Source organism: Shewanella sp. SG41-3 (genome assembly GCF_014164545.1).
GTDB lineage: Bacteria > Pseudomonadota > Gammaproteobacteria > Enterobacterales > Shewanellaceae > Shewanella > Shewanella vesiculosa.
Map to the genome: position 1 here is coordinate 163,728 of NZ_JACJFJ010000005.1, position 19,644 is coordinate 183,371.

At 41.1% G+C, this 19,644-nt stretch carries 17 protein-coding genes; 8 read left to right on the top strand and 9 right to left on the bottom strand.

What is annotated here, in order from left to right; genetic code table 11:
* Positions 1-135 precede the first annotated feature (135 nt).
* From H5164_RS11580 to H5164_RS11595, 4 genes are all read left to right on the top strand, one after another.
* Positions 136-798 (top strand): response regulator transcription factor, encoded by a 663-nt coding sequence (locus tag H5164_RS11580; protein WP_182756243.1) that lies wholly within the window; start codon positions 136-138, stop codon positions 796-798.
* A gap of 96 nt (positions 799-894) precedes the next feature.
* A complete protein-coding gene (locus H5164_RS11585) occupies positions 895-2,019 on the top strand; it encodes a M14-type cytosolic carboxypeptidase (protein ID WP_124014742.1) in 1,125 nt (374 codons plus the stop codon).
* Positions 2,020-2,071: 52 nt separating this feature from the next.
* Positions 2,072-2,389, top strand: a complete 318-nt coding sequence (locus H5164_RS11590; protein WP_182742452.1) for a zinc ribbon domain-containing protein — start codon at positions 2,072-2,074, stop codon at positions 2,387-2,389.
* On the top strand, positions 2,386-2,667 hold the full coding sequence (locus tag H5164_RS11595; protein WP_124014744.1) for a YeaC family protein: 282 nt from the start codon (positions 2,386-2,388) through the stop codon (positions 2,665-2,667). Before H5164_RS11590 ends, H5164_RS11595 begins: the two co-directional genes overlap by 4 nt.
* A 96-nt stretch (positions 2,668-2,763) precedes the next feature.
* On the opposite strand, the gene ansA is transcribed toward H5164_RS11595, so the two are convergent.
* Both ansA and sppA read right to left on the bottom strand, forming a co-directional pair.
* Entirely contained in the window at positions 2,764-3,777 is a 1,014-nt protein-coding gene (gene ansA, locus H5164_RS11600; RefSeq protein WP_182697276.1) for an asparaginase, read from the bottom strand.
* Positions 3,778-3,909: 132 nt separating this feature from the next.
* Positions 3,910-5,754 carry a signal peptide peptidase SppA gene (sppA, locus tag H5164_RS11605; protein WP_182742451.1) on the bottom strand — a complete coding sequence of 615 codons (1,845 nt, stop codon included), beginning with the start codon at positions 5,752-5,754 and terminating at the stop codon, positions 3,910-3,912.
* Positions 5,755-5,917: 163 nt separating this feature from the next.
* On the opposite strand from sppA, the gene H5164_RS11610 reads away from it, so the two are divergent.
* On the top strand, positions 5,918-7,933 hold the full coding sequence (locus tag H5164_RS11610) for an FAD-dependent oxidoreductase (protein WP_182756245.1): 2,016 nt from the start codon (positions 5,918-5,920) through the stop codon (positions 7,931-7,933).
* Between the two features lie 142 nt (positions 7,934-8,075).
* Here the strand turns inward: H5164_RS11610 and yghU are convergent, their stop codons facing one another.
* Together yghU and H5164_RS11620 are read right to left on the bottom strand one after the other, a co-directional pair.
* Positions 8,076-8,933, bottom strand: coding sequence for a glutathione-dependent disulfide-bond oxidoreductase (gene yghU / locus H5164_RS11615; RefSeq protein ID WP_182756247.1), 858 nt, complete (start codon positions 8,931-8,933; stop codon positions 8,076-8,078).
* 152 nt (positions 8,934-9,085) lie between these two features.
* A complete protein-coding gene (locus H5164_RS11620; protein ID WP_182742448.1) occupies positions 9,086-9,760 on the bottom strand; it encodes a haloacid dehalogenase type II in 675 nt (224 codons plus the stop codon).
* A 290-nt stretch (positions 9,761-10,050) separates the two neighbouring features.
* Here H5164_RS11620 and H5164_RS11625 point away from each other — a divergent pair, with 290 nt between their 5' ends.
* Complete coding sequence (locus tag H5164_RS11625) at positions 10,051-10,341, top strand: hypothetical protein (protein WP_124014750.1); 291 nt, start codon at positions 10,051-10,053, stop codon at positions 10,339-10,341.
* A 426-nt stretch (positions 10,342-10,767) separates the two neighbouring features.
* On the opposite strand, the gene H5164_RS11630 is transcribed toward H5164_RS11625, so the two are convergent.
* Entirely contained in the window at positions 10,768-11,091 is a 324-nt protein-coding gene (locus tag H5164_RS11630; RefSeq protein WP_182742447.1) for a hypothetical protein, read from the bottom strand.
* A 397-nt stretch (positions 11,092-11,488) separates the two neighbouring features.
* A complete protein-coding gene (locus H5164_RS11635) occupies positions 11,489-12,352 on the bottom strand; it encodes a PA4780 family RIO1-like protein kinase (protein ID WP_124014752.1) in 864 nt (287 codons plus the stop codon).
* 572 nt (positions 12,353-12,924) lie between these two features.
* On the opposite strand from H5164_RS11635, the gene H5164_RS11640 reads away from it, so the two are divergent.
* Together H5164_RS11640 and H5164_RS11645 are read left to right on the top strand one after the other, a co-directional pair.
* Positions 12,925-14,073: a BamA/TamA family outer membrane protein gene (locus H5164_RS11640; RefSeq protein WP_182697281.1), complete on the top strand. Its 1,149-nt coding sequence runs from the start codon at positions 12,925-12,927 to the stop codon at positions 14,071-14,073.
* A gap of 228 nt (positions 14,074-14,301) precedes the next feature.
* A complete protein-coding gene (locus H5164_RS11645) occupies positions 14,302-14,970 on the top strand; it encodes a hypothetical protein (RefSeq protein WP_182756469.1) in 669 nt (222 codons plus the stop codon).
* A gap of 623 nt (positions 14,971-15,593) precedes the next feature.
* On the opposite strand, the gene yfaE is transcribed toward H5164_RS11645, so the two are convergent.
* The 3 genes from yfaE to nrdA form a co-directional block, all read right to left on the bottom strand.
* A complete protein-coding gene (yfaE, locus tag H5164_RS11650) occupies positions 15,594-15,992 on the bottom strand; it encodes a class I ribonucleotide reductase maintenance protein YfaE (protein ID WP_124014754.1) in 399 nt (132 codons plus the stop codon).
* Complete coding sequence (nrdB, locus tag H5164_RS11655; protein WP_182697282.1) at positions 15,982-17,112, bottom strand: class Ia ribonucleoside-diphosphate reductase subunit beta; 1,131 nt, start codon at positions 17,110-17,112, stop codon at positions 15,982-15,984. Before nrdB ends, yfaE begins: the two co-directional genes overlap by 11 nt.
* 71 nt (positions 17,113-17,183) lie before the next feature.
* Positions 17,184-19,472 (bottom strand): class 1a ribonucleoside-diphosphate reductase subunit alpha, encoded by a 2,289-nt coding sequence (gene nrdA, locus H5164_RS11660; RefSeq protein WP_124014756.1) that lies wholly within the window; start codon positions 19,470-19,472, stop codon positions 17,184-17,186.
* Positions 19,473-19,644: the final 172 nt, after the last annotated feature.

Genomic DNA, 19,644 nt, shown 5'->3' on the forward strand with positions numbered 1-19,644 from the left:
TGTGGCAAACATCTCAAGGCCTGAATTTTCAGGCCTTTTTTTGTTAATCAAACGGCGACAACAAAGATTACATCTAGTTATACACAAATCAATATGATAATCTTAATGGTAATCGTTATCATTAAGTGATTTATTATGAACAATATCCTACTCATTGAACATAGCCTCTCCGATAAAAGCGACTTAGGTCAACAACTAAGTGAGCAGGGTTATAGTGTTCATCGCGTCAATAATGCCTTTGATGCATTGGTTTATATGGAAACCACTCAGCTCGAAGCGATATTATTAGACTATTCAGTGCCTAAAATGGATTCATTTTGGTTACTCGTTACCAGAAAACCTTCAACGGCTATTATTGTGCTCGCAGACAGTCGTTGTGAACTAGAGCGTATTAATGCTCTTGAGTTAGGTGCCGATGATTATCTAGCAAAACCAATCAATATACGTGAATTACAATTGCGTCTTAATGTGCTTCATCGGCGCCTCCAAGCACCAGTGAATGATAATTTTAATCAAGATATTAGCTTTGATGATACCAGTTATACGATTCGCTTTGCTGAAAAGTCCCTGGTGCTGACTCAAACAGAGTATCGCCTGTTTAAATATTTGTTTGATCGCCAGGGTGAGGTGATTACTAAACAAGAATTACAACGCAGAGTATTACACAAAGAGTTGGGCCGATTTGATCGTAATTTAGATATGCACATCAGTAATACACGGCGTAAATTAGTTAAACGCAATTTGCCACGCGAGCTAATTAATACGGTTCGCGGTCAAGGGTACAGCTTTAACTTTTAAAGGTTCACAGCAATTGCCGCATTTGATAAGCTATGGCGCATAAAAAAGGCGATTACTCAGCCCAAAATAAGTGCAAGCACATTAAAGGATAATCTAATGCGGATTACAGCAAACTTCGACGGCGGCAACATTAACGTCATTAATATTGATAAACATGACGATATACAACTCGCCATTCGTCCCGACTTCGGCGGTGAGTTTTATCAGTGGTTTAACTTTCGTCTAGAAGGTGAAGTTGGCCAGACATATACCCTTAATATTATCAATGCAGGTGATGCCTCATACCCGAAAGGTTGGGAAGATTACCAAGCGGTTGCCAGTTATGATCGTCAAACTTGGTTCAGATTGCCAACCCAATATGTTGATGGCAAGTTAACCATTCACGCAGAGCTAGATTGTGAAGCGATTCAAATTGCCTATTTTGCTCCTTATAGCTACGAGCGTCATTTAGATTTAATCAGCGAAGTACAATTGCATCCAGCTGTCAGTCTCGAGCACCTTGGGTTAACCCTCGATGGTCGTGACATGAGTTTGCTTAAAATTGGTGATGCTAATCCTGATAAGAAAAATATCTGGATCACTGCGCGTCAACATCCTGGCGAGACCATGGCTGAATGGCTAGTCGAAGGCTTGTTAAATCAATTGCTTGATAGTGATTGCCCAACGTCTAAAGCGTTGTTAGACAAAGCCAATTTTTACATTGTGCCTAATATGAACCCAGATGGTAGCGCTCGTGGCCATTTACGGACTAATGCCGTTGGTACCAATCTTAATCGCGAATGGCAGACTCCGAGCTTAGAGAAAAGTCCTGAGGTGTATTATGTTGTCAATAAAATGCACCAAACTGGTGTTGATTTGTTTTACGATGTTCATGGCGATGAAGGTCTTCCTTATGTGTTCCTAGCGGGCTGTGAAGGTGTACCAAACTACAACGATAAAATGGCCGCATTACAACAACAATTCCTGAGTGCATTAACCATTGCCAGTGCTGATTTCCAAACAGAGTTTGGTTACGACAAGGATGAACCGGGGCAAGCAAATTTAACCGTAGGGTCTAACTGGGTCGCGAATACATTCAGTTGTTTATCAAACACGTTAGAGATGCCATTTAAAGACAATGCTAATTTAGCCGACCCATTTGTGGGCTGGTCTCCAGAACGTTGCGTATATTTAGGTGAAGCGTCTTTAGTCGCGATGTTAGCTGTTGTTGAACAGCTATAATTGCCCATAAACGCTAAATTTAATGTTAGATGATCAGCAGGTAGAGTAAATTATGGCCTTAGTTGCATGCCCTAAATGTCAAAAGCGTATTTCAAGTCTGGCTAAACAATGTCAACATTGTAAAACAACCTTGGATGGTAATACTGAGTCTTTAAAAATTATCAGTCATATTGAGCGTTCTAATAGCTTAATGACCCAAAGCTTTATTTTTCTGACATTGTTTATCGCAGGGGTTGTCGTGTGGTTTTGGGGAGGAGAGCCTGCTCAGGGCACAACTTCTTATCTCGCGATTGCAAGTTTTGTTATTGGCTTTACGGGCTATCTTATTACCCGAGTCAGAATAGTGTTACATAAACGGAAATCAGTATGAACGATATCAATAAAGTCATTGATGAAATGCCTGAAGAAGTATACCTGCGCTTATTGTCTGCGTCTGAGTTAGGTAAGTGGGATGATGGTACAGTATTAACTCAGCCTCAGCGTGAATCGACTTTGCAAGTAGTGATGTTGTATCAAGCACGTAAGCTTCAGCAAACTGAACATTTTACTATTGGTGCGGGTGGGAATATTAATGAGTTGTCTAAATCAGAGCTGAAAAAACAGTTTAAAGGCGATCCTATCGCCGAGTTTAAAGAAGCTGATTTATAAACTCATTCAATAAACGAGTTATAGTCAACAAAAATGCGAGCTACAGAGCTCGCATTTTTGTTTTCAGATTTGCTATTAATCTGCAGACAAGGCAACTTAATCGACTGTTAGCTCACCAATAAGGTTTTCCTGCATGCGTTGTTTGATTTGCGCTGAGGTTAATCCGATTGAAAGCAAGTAATGCAGTTTTGCTAATGCAGCTTCAATGGTCATGTCTGCACCGCTTATCACCCCAGCTTGAGCTAAAGCATTACCGGTAGCATAACCGCCCATATTGACTTTGCCCTGAAAACACTGGGTTAAATTGACCAATATGATGCCGCGTTCATCAGCTTGTTTGAGGGTATCAAGCAACTTTTTATCTTGTGGCGCATTGCCCACACCAAAGGTTAATAAAATCAGTGCTTTTACCGGTTGTTGTAAAATGTTATTAAAAATGTCCGTAGAAATACCAGGGTAAAGCGTAACCACACCAACGGGCTGTGGACTAATGGTCACAACCTCTAAAGGCTCTCCTGTTGGCTTACTAATTTTACCTGCTTTGAGGTTAATTTTAATACCTGCTTCAAGCAACATAGGGAAGTTAGGCGATGCAAATGCATCAAAGCCATCAGCATGCGCTTTCGTGGAGCGATTACCACGAAACAGCTTGTTATTAAAAAATAAACACACTTCAGCAACAGGATAATTGGCGGCAATATACAGTGAATTGAGCAAGTTAGTTTGACCGTCTGAGCGCAATTGCGCCAATGGAATTTGGGAACCGGTGACGATGACAGGTTTAGACAAACCTTGGAGCATAAATGACAAAGCCGATGCGGTATAAGCCATGGTGTCAGTGCCATGCAAAATAACGAAACCGTCGTACTTTTCATAGTTTGCTTGAATATCGTTTGCTATCATTTGCCAATCTGTTGGCGCCATATTAGATGAGTCAATCAGTGGACTGTATTCATGAATCACGAATTCAGGCATTTCGTTATGATAAAACTCCGGCATAGACTGTACACAATCGGTTAAGAACCCAGACACAGGCACAAAACCATTGGCTGTTTTTTGCATTCCGATGGTACCGCCTGTATAGGCTACGTAAATCGATCGTTTTGGCATAAATATAGGACTCTTATTTAGCGATAATTGCAGATTGTGTAAATTATACGAGCTTATTTAACGATCCCCAATAAAAAAGCCTGCTAAGCAGGCTTTTTTTGAATAATCTTCATATTACGGTGATGCAATAGGTTAATAATTACAATTTTCGCAATACAAATAAGCATGGTTAGGATCATCAAACATTGACAATGTTTCAAATGCACCAGCCCATTGACTAACAAACTTTTCAACTATGCTGGTCTGACGAACGCTGTCTGGTACATATGCGGCCACAGCCCCCATGAATTGCTGCATAATTTGTTGTTCAGCGCTGAGTTCTTGTTCAATCACTTTCACATCAAATTTGTCCATTTTAGCTAAATCAGCCGCTTTAGCTAATGCAATATCCATGTCACCTAGCTCATCAACTAGACCTAAGGTTAATGCGCGTTTACCTGTCCAAACACGGCCTTGAGCAATTTCGTCAACTTGCTCAAGCGTCATATGACGCTCTGTAGCCACAAGAGAGATAAACTCATGATAACCACGTTCAATATGACGTTGAATTACCGCAGCAACTTGAGGGTTTAATTCCCGAACCGGCGACAATCCAGCCCATTCAGAGGTTGCCACGCCATCAGAGGTCACCCCAAAATGGCTCAGTGCTTGTTCAAATGTAGCAAACATACCAAAAATACCAATCGAACCGGTTAGGGTAGTTGGGGTTGCGACAATATAATCGGCACTGGCTGATATCCAATAGCCACCAGACGCCGCTAGGCTCCCCATGCTTACCACTACAGGTTTACCTGCCGCTTTTAGCGCTAACACTTCTTGACGAATTTGCTCTGAGGCAAATGCACTGCCGCCAGGGCTATCAACTCTCAGTACGACGGCTTTGACTTTGTCGTCAAAGCGAGCTTTCATCAGCAGTGCAGAGGTACTTTCGCCACCAATTTGTCCAGCAGGTTGTTTACCGTTAAGGATGGTACCTTTGGCAACGATAACCGCTACAGAGTCATGCTCAATAAATTGAGGCATTGGCGCCGTTAATTTGCGGTAGTCATTAAAACTAATTTGTTTAAAGTTTTTACCTTCTTTATCACTACCCACACGCTCAATCATGGCAACGCGAAATGCATCTGCAGAAACCAGCTCGTCGACCCATTTCATGTTTATAGCCATTTTAGCACTGTCACCTTCAGCTTTATCAAGCTGAGCCAAGTACTCATCAGTGGTTAACACTAATTGGTCGGGGGCAATTTGACGGTTACTGGCCACAATGGTTGAGTAGCTCTGCCAAATATCATTTAGTAATACCTTGCTGGCTTGTTTATCCGCATCAGACATATCATCACGGATAAAGGGTTCTACAGCAGATTTAAACGTACCAACTCTGAATACATGAGTCGTAATTTTCAACTTGTCCAATGCCGCTTTGTAATATAAACGGTAACGACTTAACCCATCAAGCGACACCATACCTTGGTTATTAAGGTATATTTTGTCTGCAAAGCTGGCTAAAAAGTATTGGTTTTGATCATAGCCATTGGCCATGGCTATCACCGATTTGTCAGCCGCTTTAAACTGATTTAATGCTTCACCTATGGCGGTCATTTTACTGATGCCAGCATCTTGAAGATTGGCCAAATCCAACACTATGCTATTAATACGTTTATCTTCAGTGGCGTTATTAATAGTATAAAGAATATCTGCTAATAACATTTCACCTTCGGGATCATTAGCTTGTCCCTGTTTTAATGCCATTTCAATCGGATCAACATAATGTTTTTGATCGACTATGCTGCCAGATAAGTTTAGTACTAAGGCTGTTTGATCTTCGATGACAATCTCATCTTCGCTATTGAGCAATACCACAGCGATGACGGCCAACAAACCAAAAAATATGATGTTGATGATTAACTTGCGGATACCGTTTACTGTATTCCATAACAGTAAAAACATCCTTTTTAAAAACGAGGGTTTAGCGGACATTTGCCACTCCTTTATCAGTCTAATGTAGTCATCCTAACTGAAAATCAATATAAATGTGAAATTCAATTGTAAAGGTTTTTAACAAGGGAGCGTTTAAATGATTGAGCAAAATTTACTGTCAGGGTATGCTGATTTAAATCACTTGTTTAAAAAGGATGTTTGAATGTCGTTTCCACACTTATTAGAACCTTTAGATCTCGGCTTTACAAAGCTGAAAAACCGCGTGTTGATGGGCTCAATGCACACGGGTTTAGAAGAAGAAAAAGGCGGATTTGAGAAACTGGCAGCTTTTTATAAAGAGCGTGCTCAAGGTGGCGTAGGGTTAATCGTTACTGGCGGTATCGCACCTAATTTGCGCGGCCGTCTAGCGCCACATGCTTGTCAATTAAGCTTTTCTTGGCAAGTCGGTAAACATAAAATCGTCACCGATGCCGTACATGAAGCAGGCGGTAAAATCTGTATGCAAATTTTGCATGCTGGCCGTTACAGTTATCATCCTTTTAGTTTAGCACCGAGCAAAGTTAAATCACCTATTACCCCTTTTACTCCTTCAGCGATGTCTGCACGCCAAGTGCGCTCAACCATTAAGGATTACGCAACCAGTGCCGCCTTGGCAAAAAAAGCCGGTTATGATGGTGTTGAAGTGATGGGCTCTGAAGGGTATCTAATCAATCAATTTATCAGTTCGCGTACCAATAAACGCAGTGATGAATGGGGCGGCAGTTATGAAAATCGGGTTAAATTCCCGATTGAAATCGTCAATGCTATTCGACACAAGGTCGGCAGTGATTTTATTATTGTGTTCCGCTTATCGATGCTCGACTTAGTCGACAATGGCTCAACGTGGGACGAAGTGGTACAGCTGGCCAAATCCCTTGAACAAGCGGGCGTGAGTATTATTAATACTGGCATCGGTTGGCATGAAGCGCGTGTTCCGACAATTTCGACCAGTGTGCCGCGTGGTGCATTCTCTTGGGTGACTGAAAAACTCAAACAAGAAGTCAAAATACCGTTAATCGCCACGAACCGAATTAATACCCCAGAAATTGGCGAGGCAATTATTGCCTCGGGTCAAGCTGACATGGTGTCAATGGCCCGACCATTTTTAGCTGATGCTGAGTTTGTGAATAAAGCTGCTGCCAATACCCCTGAATTGATTAATACTTGCATTGGTTGTAATCAGGCGTGTTTGGATCATACCTTTTCGATGAAACGAGCAACCTGTTTAGTTAATCCTCGCGCTTGTTATGAAACCGAAATTAATTTTCTACCTACCACCCATAAAAAGCGCATTGCTGTTATGGGGGCGGGCCCTGCAGGTATGGCTTTCTCTGTTTATGCTGCGTCTCGTGGTCATGAGGTCGTATTATTTGAAGCCAGGTCAGAGGTTGGTGGTCAGTTTAATTTGGCCCGTAAAATACCGGGTAAAGAAGAGTTTAACGAAACCATTCGATACTTTATGAATCAAATTAGGCTGCATAAGGTTGAATTACGTCTTAACACTAAATTAGATGCAGCGGTATTAGCTACTGAGAAATTCGATGAAGTGGTCATTGCTTCAGGTGTTGTCCCTCGCGCTTTAAAACTACCGGGTTTTGATAATCCTAAAGTGGTCGATTATCAACAAGTATTAACTGGCCAAGTTGAGATTGGTAAAACCGTAGCCCTAATTGGTGCTGGCGGTATCGGTTTTGACATGGCGCATTTCTTATGTGAATTAGAATCGAGCACCTTGCAACCCGATAAATGGTTAAAGCAGTGGGGCATTGATAAGACCTATCAACACGCTGGCGGATTAACTGAAGAAGCTGAACATGTCCCTGGCCGTGAAGTGTATTTATTGCAACGTAAAACCACCAAAATGGGTAAAGGCTTAGGTAAAACAACCGGTTGGATCCATCGTAGTGTGTTAAAACAGCATCAGGTTCACATGAAAACCGGTGTAAGCTACGAAAAGTTTGATGAGCAAGGGCTGCATATTAAAGTCGGCGAACAATCTGAAATTCTGGCTGTTGATAACGTGGTGTTGTGTGCAGGACAAATGTCTAACCTCAGCTTGGTTGATGAAATGAAGCGCAGTGGCTTGCCAGTGCACTTAATTGGCGGGGTAGATGTAGCTGCAGAGTTAGACGCTAAACGGGCTATCCGCCAAGGTGCTGAGCTTGCCATGAGCATCTAATCATTGTGAAATGCGAGTATTTACCTAATTGCATTGAGAGCACTTTCATAACGTGAATCAAATAAAAAGCCTTCTGTGTTGCAGAAGGCTTTTTTAATACGCTGACGAGGTTAGCTCATCAGCTGTTATTTGTGGACTTAGATTAAAGCTTCAATGCTAATACGGCATCAATGTCTGCTGCACTGTGACGATTTGGTAACATTTCCCATGGTTCGCCCCATGAAGTGTTGACTATTTTGCCACGTTGAACAGCCGGGCGCGCTAATACTTCATTAGCCCAACGAGTTACATTTTTATAGCTGGCAACATCTAAAAACTCAGCGGCACTGTATAAATTACCTAAGACTAAGTTGCCATACCAAGGCCATATGGCGATGTCTGCAATGGTGTATTCTTCACCGGTTACAAAGGTGTTACTTGCCAGTTGTTTATCCAACACATCTAATTGGCGTTTCACTTCCATTGCAAAACGGTTAATCGGGTATTCCTGCTTTTCATCGGCATAAGCGTAAAAATGACCAAAACCCCCGCCAAGGAATGGGGCAGAGCCTTGGGCCCAGAACAGCCAGTTAAATGTTTGCGTTCTGGCTTTGCCATCTTTAGGCAGGAATTGGTCAAATTTCTCTGCTAGATGAACCAAAATTGAAGCTGATTCAAACACAGTCACATCTTCATCAGCAGATTTATCCAATAAAGCAGGAATTTTTGAGTTTGGATTGACTGCAACGAACCCTGACGAAAATTGATCTTTTTCTCCGATGTTAATCAGATAAGCATCGTATTCCGCTTCTTTAATACCTAATGCAAGTAACTCTTCTAACAGAATAGTTACTTTTTGCCCGTTGGGTGTACCAAGGGAATAGAGTTGTAAAGAATGCTTACCGACAGGCAGTTGTTTATCGAATCTAGCACCTGACTCAGGGCTATTAATGCTCGCCCACTTGTTAGCTCCATTGGTATTATTTTGCCAAACTTTAGGTGGAGTATATTGGTTAGTCATAAAATATCCTTGTACAACCTGATAGCAGGTTATGTAAATTTATAATGCGCTTAGCACAATATTATGAGTGTAGCGTGTATCGCTATAATGTATTAGCATCAACGCGTATGAGTTATGCTTTTATTGTTTAAATGCAACATGTTAGTTATTTATTACCTGGCTTTTAACTGTTCACTTAATTCGATTAAATTGCTGACGGTTAAGTCTGGCTCAATGCCCCAGGGATCAAATACTTTTTTACTGTCGCGTTGGATCCAAGCTGTGTTAAGTCCAGCAGCTTTTGCACCAATAACATCCCAGGGATTGCTCGATACCATCCAACAATGAGTGGGATCAGTTTGAGTGCGGTTGATTAAATAATGGTAAACCGCAGGATTAGGTTTAAAGGTCTGTAGGTCGTCCACGCTGATGACATCATGTAATTGAGGTAACACGCCAGCATTATGCATTAAATTGCGCACGGCTAGTTCTGGACCATTTGAAAATGCGACTAGGGTATGGCCTTGATTGCGCAGTAATGCTAGGCCAACAATAACATCCTCAAAGGCCGATAGTTGACTAAATTTTGCCAGCAGTTGCTGTTGTGCACTTGCAGTGAGGGTAAGGTTGTAAACCGTCAAACAATATTGCAGTGCTTGTTGAGTACAAACTGCAAAATCTGCATATTGCTGCATTAATCCGCGACGGAACGCATACTCGACTTTTTTATCGTGCCACAGTTGCGCAAACTCTAGCGCTTTATCGCCAATCAGTTGTTGCAGATGTTGGCCCATCTCTAGCGGATCCACTAAGGTGCCATAAACATCAAATCCAATGACTTTATTCATGATTGTTGCTCTGTGAGTGTATGGTCAATGCTGAAGCTCTGAGTAAGTAGCCAAGCTAGGTTGTTAATATCCACATCTATGCGGTGTTTATTTTGCTAATCATGCCCGAGTTCCCTTGACTATAAACTAACTGTAACATTCGTTCAAATATGATTTTGAGCGATCGTTAAAATTAATAAATAATTAAAGGTGTTTGTTATACTTATCAGAAATTGGGTTGAATGATAAGCTTTGATACTAAGTTAATTCATTGTATTATATTGATTAAAAATCATTAAAGGTGATGTAAAATGGAATGTCCTCGTTGTCAGGGTGTGTTTGCCCGCAAGGCACTTAAACAAGTACGCAAAGGTAAACATGGCGTTGAAACACAATGCCCTAAATGCGAACAATGGCTGATGTTTGAGCCTAAAATGATGATGACCAAAAATATTGGTTTATTGATTTTATTGGTATTCAGTGTGGCTAATTTCTTTATCGACAACAATGACTATCGTCTGGTGTGTTCTTTCTTAGGTTTTGCAGGTGCCTGCATTGCCTTTTACGGCGTGTTTAAAAGCAAGCTTGTCGCGGCAGAATAATTTATCCGTTTTAGCTTGGTGAGGCTTCGTGATAGTGAGGCTATGATATTCGACGCAGCAATGAGTACCTGAGACTGTGTGACCCAGTGTTTTAGCCATTTACCTACACATAGCCAACATTAATAAGCCAAAGGAGCAAGGCGATGTTTGCTCGGGATAAAATCATCGCAAGCGTATAAAAACGCCGACAATATAGTGATATTATTTTCACTGGCAAATTGATGTCTATGGCTTTACAGAGAACAGCACAAAGCATAGCCCGATAAAGCCAAGTTTGAATGGTGTTTGTTTGGAAGTGGGAGTTAGGCGTTCTATTATGCTGATTGAGATGGCTAAATCTCATGTGCTACCGTGTCGTGTATTTAAAAAGAGAGGTGATGTTGATGACCTCTCTAAAGTGACATTGATTATTGTTCCGAGCAGAGATTATTTAGACTTTCTCATCATTTCACGATGAGATTGAAACTCTTCAGCATCAATAAACTTATTGTGATCCAAATCGATACGTTCAAACATACCATCACGTGAGGCATTTTTTAACATGCGCCCTTCAGATTGATGCAACTCTTGCCGTGCTTTTTGAAATTGCACAAATTCCTCTTCAGATATCAATTTGTCTTGATTCTTATCAAAATCGGAAAATACAGGCATCTGAGACATTCTCATGGATCCATTTTCATTTCCAATAGCAGTAACAGGCAAAGAAGTAGTAAGACAAACGAGTAATACTGATACAACATAGCTATTCATAATATTCTCCTTGTTAACTTTCAATCTTATTATACACCTAATTAACCATGATAAAAGTAAGGTTATGTAAGGCGGGTAAATTGATTATTTTGCCTGTGTGCCAAGGGTAAGGTTCTCTGCTGACTATGGCGGAAAAAGGATCTGATTTAGCCATAAGGACATTATTGTATTTGTTCGTAATAGGATTAGCTATGGTTGCACAAATCGGAAGAGTTTAGGCAGCTAGCGTTTATATTTACACAACTTGCTGCTTAATTAACAAGGGGGGGCGTACGTGATTCTGCGTTTTCATTAGGGCTAAAGAATAGGGAGACATTAACCAGACTATATCTTCTATAAAAGCTTCGATAATTTGTCCGTACGTCTCCCTAGGTATTCACATGAATGAACTATCGATTTAATACTCGTCGTTGTTCGCTTCGCTCATGCGCTCGCGTCTTTCTTGAGCTTCTTCAAAAGCAGCGTTGATTTCTTCTAATACAGAATCGACATCAGCGGCTGTGGTGTCTTCTTCAAACAAACCGGTTAACTGTGTTTCGGGTGTTAATTCACCTTGTTCATACAAGGCCCACATTTCTTTAGCGTATTTTGTCGCGGCTAATTCCGGAGCAAATTGTGAATAATAGTCAGTCATATTATTCACATCACGAAATAACATTGCTTTGGCATTATTGTTGGCTGATGCATCAACAGCTTGAGGCAAGTCAATGATCACAGGACCATCCTTGTCGACCAGCACGTTAAACTCAGACAAATCGCCATGCACAATACCCGCACATAGCATACGCACAACATAGCCCATCATAATGTAATGCTGGCTTTGTGCTTGCTCGACACTCATCTGTGTTACGTCGTTTAATCGCGGTGCAACATCACCATGAATATTGGTGATCAACTCCATTAATAGCACACCATCAAAGCAGCCATAAGGCACTGGTACTCTAATTTTAGCCGCCGCGCATTTGTATAATGCATCTACCTCGGCATTTTGCCAGGCTTTTTCTTGTTCTTCTCGACCGTATTTAGAGCCTTTTTCCATGGCTCGACCACGACGACTGTTTTTGGTTTTTCGACCTTCTTGATATTGTGCTGCTTTTTTAAAGCTGCGTTTAGTGGCTTCCTTATACACTTTCGCGCAGCGGATCGCATCGCCACATCTGATCATATAGACCGTAGCTTCTTTGCCACTCATGAGTTGGCTTATCACTTCATCGACGAGACCATCGTCAACCAGTGGTTGTAATCGTATAGGCGTTTTCATAGCGTCGTTATACCTTACTTGCGCGCTGGATGATATATCTAAGGAAATAATTTTTACTTGCAGATGGATCACTGATTAAATGAGGCATATATTACTGAATTTGTCGTTTGTATACTCTTGTCTAATGAATCAAAATCCTGTAGCAACCCACCTAAATATAGCTGATGTTATACATTTCCCCCGAGTGAGTCCCATCGGCTGAGCTCGGAGTTATCATCAATATTAACCACTGAATATGCTATATTAGCAGGCATTATGAACACTAGTGGTATCATTGACGTAAATGATGCCAAATAGAGTATGTCTACAGTGATGCTTGAGGAAGAGATAATGGTTAAATTCTGACTCAAATAAGCGTTATCTTCAGTAAGGCTTCAGTTTTTATTCAGTTAGTATTGAGTGATAGCGAGGATAATACTTGAAGATTTGATCGTTATTGAATTTGAAACCATTGTATCGACAACAGCTTTTACCTCTCAGCATTACGGAGCCAACTAATACAAGCTTGATTCAATCATTGGCATTGAAGTCATCATGCAAGCCTAATTCTTTTTACATTTAATAGAGTTTTTATGAAACGGACCTTACTTTTAGCACTATTTATTTTTTCTAACGCCGCCAACGCAGTTGAACCTCTTTTTGAAACCCCCAAAGACATGCAACCCACATGGATTGATAATATTTTGTCTGTGTTTGGTGCCGATGGTGAGTTTGATGACACTAAAGCCATTGATATGAGCTATTTGCCTACGGCTTATTACACCCCAGAGAAGAAGTTTGGTGTAGGGCTATTAATGGTAGGGTTATATAAAACCGATAATGCATCGAGTGAAGAGCAGCCCTCATCATTAGTATTGAACTCGTTCGCATCAATGAATCAATCCTATGGCGTTACAGTCGAGAACATGACGTTTTTAAATCAAGGTAAGCAGCGATTGCTGCTCGATTTAGAGCTGCACAATGAAGCTGCAGTGTATTATGGTGTTGGGATTGAACAAGGCGATCAAGACCTTAATCATCACGAATTCAAAGAACAACTGTATAGTTTTAAACCGCGCTGGATGACCGAAGTCGCCGATAACTATTTTATTGGCGTAGGTGCTGATTTTATTTATACCACAGCAGACAGTCTAGAATTAGTTGCCACCCAAGCCCCTGTTGATGCAAATAGCCTTTTGCCAGATAATTTTAGCTCAGGTGTTGTGATCACCAGTATTTATGACTCAAGAGATTATCGTTTAAACGCGACAAAAGGTTGGTTGTTTCAGCTTGATGCTGGATTATATCAAAATGACCAATTCGATTCGTTTTCTACCTATAATATTGAATTAGCGAATTATATCGATTTAGGGTCAACACCTGGATTAATCGCTTGGCAAGTTCAAGGTCACCTTACTAGTGGTGACGTGCCGTGGAATCTTTTACCTGACCTCGGCGGTTCAGATGCGATGCGCGGTTACATTAGAGGCCGATATCGCGATGAGCAAATGATGATGGGACAGGTTGAATATCGATTACCAATATTTCAGCGCTATGGCATGGTATTTTGGGGATCGGTCGGCAGTGTTGCGCCTAAAGTCAGTGAGTTAACGGATACTCTATTAACCGCCTACGGCACTGGATTCCGCTTTAAAATTAAAGACAATATTAATTTACGTTTTGACGTTGGGGTAGGTGAGAATGACACTAACTTCTACTTAAATGTAAATGAAGTTTTTTAAGTCGATATTTCCTAAGGTCTTATTATTGCTTATAAGACCTTCATGCGATTCCTATTTTTAAAGGAAAATAAACCCGAAATGCTTTTTCTAGTAACATCAATGGCACCAATAAGACCGATACTGACAAGGTGTTGTCATATTAATGTATCAACCACAGCTTGTTTAGCGGCAACGAGAGTACTGATGATTCTCGGTTTTTCAAGTGGATTGCTGCACAGTAGCAGTGCCATGGCCGCTGAGGTTGAGCAAGAGTGTCAGCGAAACTTTAGTTACTCTATTTTTCTCAGTGGTCTGCACATGGGCAACATGACTCGCACCGAGAACTGGCAGGGTAAATCAGCCGTTATTACCTCAACAAGTAAAGCCAGTATTTTAGGTATTGGCACTCAATACCAGCAGCGCACTGAGTTATCTTGGTCAAATTCCACTCATGAATGGCTAACGCATAAGTTTCATCAACAAGTGACCGGCTTTCGTGCCCGAGACATGCAAGTCACTCTAGAAAATCACGGTCTCGGCTCTCGTGTTGATGTTGATGGTGAAGTCAGCCATTACCAATCAAATAGCATACCGCTCAGAGATGTTGATACCTTAGCCATTCAAATTCGTGAGTATTTACTCAACGGGCGACAGCAATTTGCGCTGATAAGACAAGCCTCAGATGCGGTTGAATCCTATCAGTACTATGTTAAAGACTCACTCACCTCTAACATCGCACCCTGGGGAGAATTACAACTGATACCCGTTGAGCAAACTGGGGCGGAAGAGGTGACTTACTATTTTGCGCCGAGCATAGATTATCAACTGGTAAAAGCACATTATCATGGGATTATTTTACAAGGGAATATTGAGTTAGACAGTTACGTGTCATCTTGCGACGCTCTGAGTAATAGTTAATCGCTAACGTAAAGAGGTGATAAGCGATGTCCTCTGAGTAGCTTGTTGTCACCGATAACAAGCTTAAACGCTGCTTATTGATCCCTTCATACTCCATATTATGGCGATTCAGTTTCAGTTATCAGTGTTAGTCATAGGGTTAAGCTGACGTTAGGTATATCAGTCGCGCTACAATCCGCTTTTTGCCTGCCCTATTTAACATCACTCCTTCAGGCTTTTCTTGTCCAATGCTTATCCCGAGTTCAGGTTAAATAGACAGTGTTACTGCTAAAAATAACCAAGCTGATGAAGAGACATATGTGCTTAAGAGGATAGTGTTAGCGACGTTAAAACACACCGCGATCTGCTGTTATGGGGGATGACTGAGGTTAAGATTAGATTAGTATTAGTGCTGGAAGGTTTAGATTCAGTTGGGTAAATTAATACTATTCATTTTCGCCCTAAATATCAGCGAGTAGGTTAAACCTCAACAGTTAAATCCCAACAGTTAAGCCGTAATCCTAACCCTTGTATGTAAAGGTCAATACAGCCGCTGCAATCCATGTACTGCAAGATATTTGCTGAAGTCGCTTAACTGAACAGATCAACTGAAATACAAGAAACCGTACTGAAGAATTTATCGATTAACCTTCGTGAGCTAATTTTGGGGTTATCTGTAACTGCTGGGTTAATGCTGTTGTCTGTTTATGGCTACTATTTTCCGCCGCATATTGACGTTTAGCCACAATTTGTACGCCCTCAGTGGATAATTTGAGGTTTAAATCGCTTTCAGGCACACAGCAGCAGGGCAGACATTCGTTAGACTTAAGCTCTGCCAGAGGTTTGGAGAGGTAGCTGACTTCTCCAGATATTATTGTGGTTTTACAGGCGCCGCAAAAACCGTTGCGGCACTCTGAAAATACTTTTACTTTTTTCGCTTCAAGCGCTTCTAGTAAGCTTGAGTGTTGGCCGTCAAATAAAATAACCGGCTGTCCTTTCAAGCTTACAATAGGCGCTTTTTTGAAAAATGTTTTATAGGTCAAAATCTAAAAACTCATCGCCATCAACAGAAGAATCAATTTGTCCTACAAGGTATGAAGACACTTCAACTTCTTGTGGGGCAACCTGTACTGCATCACTTTCTAACCAGTTTTTCATCCACGGAAGAGGATTTGACGATTCTTCGTATGGCTGTGGTAAATGTACCGATTTCATCCGCTGATTAGTAATAAATTCAACATACTGGCACAAAATCTGCTCGTTAAGACCAATCATTGATCCGTCTTTAAATAAATACTTGGCCCATGCTTTTTCTTGTTCTGCCGCTTTGACAAATAAGTCGTAGGCCTCTTGCTTACATTCAGCTGCAATCTCGGCCATTTCAGGATCGTCTTTGCCGCCTTGCATTAAGCTTAATATGTGTTGCGTACCGTTAAGGTGCAAGGCTTCATCACGGGCAATCAGGCGAATGATTTTAGCATTTCCTTCCATGACGCGACGCTCAGCAAAAGCAAATGAACATGCAAAACTGACATAGAAACGAATCGCTTCTAAAGCATTAACCGACATCATGCACAAATATAATGACTTTTTCAGTATGCGTGAGTTAACGGTAATTTCTTTGCCGTCGATCACATGAGTGCCTTCACCTAACAGGTTATTAATCTGGGTAAGGTGAATTAAATCATCGTAATAAGCCGCAATATCACCAGCACGCTTTAAAATTTCATCATTTTGCACAATATCGTCAAACACCACAGAAGGATTGTTAACAATATTACGAATAATATGAGTGTACGAACGCGAGTGAATCGTTTCAGAAAATGACCAGGTTTCAATCCAGGTTTCTAATTCAGGTAGCGATACTAACGGTAAAAACGCTACGTTAGGTGAACGCCCTTGAATAGAGTCGAGCAAGGTTTGGTATTTAAGGTTTGACAGAAAAATATGTTTTTCATGGTCAGGTAAATCACCGAAATCAATTTTGTCGCGACTGACATCAACTTCTTCTGGGCGCCAGAAGAAACTTAATTGCTTTTCAATCAGTTTTTCAAAAATTTCATATTTTTGCTGATCGTAGCGTGCCACATTCACGGATTGACCGAAAAACATAGGTTCTTTGGTCGAATCGTTAGGTATTTGACAAAATGTTGAGTAAGCCATTATTTAGGTGTCCTGAAAACGCATTTTCCAAAAGCGGGGAAGACCCCCGCTAAATATACATAAAGTGAAGATTATATTTTACATGCACCGCCACCGCAGCCATCGTCTTCTTCTTCGACAGCAATAATGTCGTCAAATTGATCAGAAGCACCGTCGCGAGTGTTATGATAATACAATGTTTTAATCCCTAGCTTGTAGACACTTAACAGGTCTTTAAGCAAGGTTTGCATTGGTACACGACCGCCTTCAAAACGGCTTGGGTCATAATTGGTATTGGCTGAAATCGCTTGATCGATAAACTTCTGCATTAAACCAACAAGCTGGATATAACCATCATTGTTTGGCATATTCCACAGCAGTTCATACTTGTCTTTAAGCAACTCAAAGTCTGGTACTACTTGCTTTAACTGCCCGTCTTTACTGGCCTTAACGCTGATCAATCCACGAGGAGGCTCAATACCATTAGTCGCATTTGAAATTTGCGATGAAGTCTCTGAAGGCATTAATGCAGACAAGGTCGAATTACGTAAGCCGTACTGCTTAATATCGCTACGTAAACCTTCCCAATCCATGTGCAATGGTTCGTCACAAATTTTATCTAAATCGCGCTTATAGGTGTCGATAGGTAAAATACCTTTCGAATAAGTTGTCTCGTGGAATAACGGACATGCACCTTGCTCTTTAGCTAAGTTCATTGACGCTTTGAGTAAATAGAACTGAATTGCTTCAAAGGTTTTATGAGTCAGGTTATTTGCTGAACCGTCAGAGTACTTTTTACCATTTTTAGCCAAATAGTTGGCAAAGTTAATCACACCAATACCTAAAGTACGGCGATTCATTGAGCTGGTTTGCGCGGCTTTGATTGGGTAATCTTGATAATCAAGTAAGTTATCTAATGCACGCACAGCTAAATCTGCTAAAGGCTCAAGTTCAGATAAATCCTTAATCGCACCTAAGTTAAGCGCTGATAAAGTACATAAGGCGATTTCACCGTCTGGATCGTCAATGTTAGTTAACGGTTTAGTCGGCAAGGCAATTTCTAAACATAAGTTAGATTGCTTAATCGGTGCCACTTTAGAGTCAAATGGACTGTGCGTATTACAATGGTCGACGTTTTGAATATAGATACGGCCAGTAGAGGCACGTTCTTGCATCATCAGTGAAAACAATTCAACTGCTTTGATCTGCTTTTTACGTATGCTGCTGTCTTGCTCATACTGCAGGTATAAACGTTCAAATTCGACTTGGTCTTCAAAGAAAGCATCGTAAAGGCCAGGCACGTCAGATGGACTAAATAAGCTAATGTAGTCGCCTTTGATTAAACGTTGGTACATTAATTTGTTTAGCTGCACGCCGTAATCAAGATGACGCACACGGTTGTCTTCAACACCACGGTTATTTTTCAGTACTAGCAGTGATTCAACTTCTAGATGCCATAACGGGTAGAACAGTGTTGCTGCACCACCACGGACTCCGCCTTGGGAACAAGACTTAACCGCTGTTTGGAAATACTTATAAAACGGTAAACAACCAGTGTGGAATGCTTCACCGCCACGAATAGGGCTACCTAAAGCACGAATACGGCCTGCATTAATACCAATACCTGCACGTTGGCTCACGTATTTAACAATAGACGATGCCGTAGCATTGATTGAGTCTAGGCTGTCATCACACTCGATGAGTACACATGAGCTGAATTGACGTGTCGGTGTACGAACACCCGCCATGATTGGCGTTGGAAGTGAGATCTTAAATAAAGACGTCGCGTCATAGAAGTCTTTAATGTACTTCAAACGAATTTCTTTTGGATAACGAGCAAACAAACACGCTGCGACTAAAATGTATAAAAACTGTGCGCTTTCATATACTTCGTGAGTCACACGGTTTTGAACCAGGTATTTACCCTCTAGCTGCTTGACTGCGGCGTAAGAGAAATTCATGTCACGCCAGTGATCAATGTAGCCATCAAGGATATCTAACTCTTCACGGCTGTAATCCGCCATGATGTGCATGTCATATTTACCAATTTCAACTAACTTGGTGACATGATCGAATAGCTTAGGCGGTTCAAATTGGCCAAACGCTTTTTTACGTAAATGGAATACCGCTAAGCGGGCTGCCACAAATTGGTAATCAGGTGACTCAGGAGAGATCAAGTCAGCCGCGGCCTTAATGATCGTTTCATGAATGGCTTCAGTTGGAATGCCATCAAAAAACTGCAGATGAGATCGAAGTTCTACTTCAGATACTGAGACGTTTTTTAATCCCTTGGCTGCCCAAGTGATTACGCGATGAATTTTATCTAAATCGATCGATTCACGTTCGCCACTGCGTTTAGTGACTGTCATATTGCTATTCATTGAAGAGAGGCCTTGGTTCTATATCTAATCATGTGATCTGTTGTTGGATGCAGTGCTGCTGGGTTCGATCTGAACCCGTTACAAAACAATTCCATGTTAAAACAATCAACTTGAAGGTACTCACAACATGGCAGTAAACCACCAATACGTTCAGTTAACATCTATCTCCTTG

Excerpts from the sequence above, each read along its gene's own strand:
- H5164_RS11585 (WP_124014742.1), top strand. The coding sequence starts at position 895 with ATGCGGATTACAGCAAACTTCGACGGCGGCAACATTAACGTCATTAAT.
- nrdA (WP_124014756.1), bottom strand. The coding sequence starts at position 19,472 with ATGAATAGCAATATGACAGTCACTAAACGCAGTGGCGAACGTGAATCG.
- H5164_RS11610 (WP_182756245.1), top strand. The coding sequence starts at position 5,918 with ATGTCGTTTCCACACTTATTAGAACCTTTAGATCTCGGCTTTACAAAG.
- yghU (WP_182756247.1), bottom strand. The coding sequence starts at position 8,933 with ATGACTAACCAATATACTCCACCTAAAGTTTGGCAAAATAATACCAAT.
- H5164_RS11580 (WP_182756243.1), top strand. The coding sequence starts at position 136 with ATGAACAATATCCTACTCATTGAACATAGCCTCTCCGATAAAAGCGAC.
- H5164_RS11590 (WP_182742452.1), top strand. The coding sequence starts at position 2,072 with ATGGCCTTAGTTGCATGCCCTAAATGTCAAAAGCGTATTTCAAGTCTG.
- H5164_RS11630 (WP_182742447.1), bottom strand. The coding sequence starts at position 11,091 with ATGAATAGCTATGTTGTATCAGTATTACTCGTTTGTCTTACTACTTCT.
- H5164_RS11595 (WP_124014744.1), top strand. The coding sequence starts at position 2,386 with ATGAACGATATCAATAAAGTCATTGATGAAATGCCTGAAGAAGTATAC.
- H5164_RS11625 (WP_124014750.1), top strand. The coding sequence starts at position 10,051 with ATGGAATGTCCTCGTTGTCAGGGTGTGTTTGCCCGCAAGGCACTTAAA.
- H5164_RS11620 (WP_182742448.1), bottom strand. The coding sequence starts at position 9,760 with ATGAATAAAGTCATTGGATTTGATGTTTATGGCACCTTAGTGGATCCG.
- H5164_RS11640 (WP_182697281.1), top strand. The coding sequence starts at position 12,925 with ATGAAACGGACCTTACTTTTAGCACTATTTATTTTTTCTAACGCCGCC.
- nrdB (WP_182697282.1), bottom strand. The coding sequence starts at position 17,112 with ATGGCTTACTCAACATTTTGTCAAATACCTAACGATTCGACCAAAGAA.
- ansA (WP_182697276.1), bottom strand. The coding sequence starts at position 3,777 with ATGCCAAAACGATCGATTTACGTAGCCTATACAGGCGGTACCATCGGA.
- H5164_RS11635 (WP_124014752.1), bottom strand. The coding sequence starts at position 12,352 with ATGAAAACGCCTATACGATTACAACCACTGGTTGACGATGGTCTCGTC.
- H5164_RS11645 (WP_182756469.1), top strand. The coding sequence starts at position 14,302 with ATGGCCGCTGAGGTTGAGCAAGAGTGTCAGCGAAACTTTAGTTACTCT.
- sppA (WP_182742451.1), bottom strand. The coding sequence starts at position 5,754 with ATGTCCGCTAAACCCTCGTTTTTAAAAAGGATGTTTTTACTGTTATGG.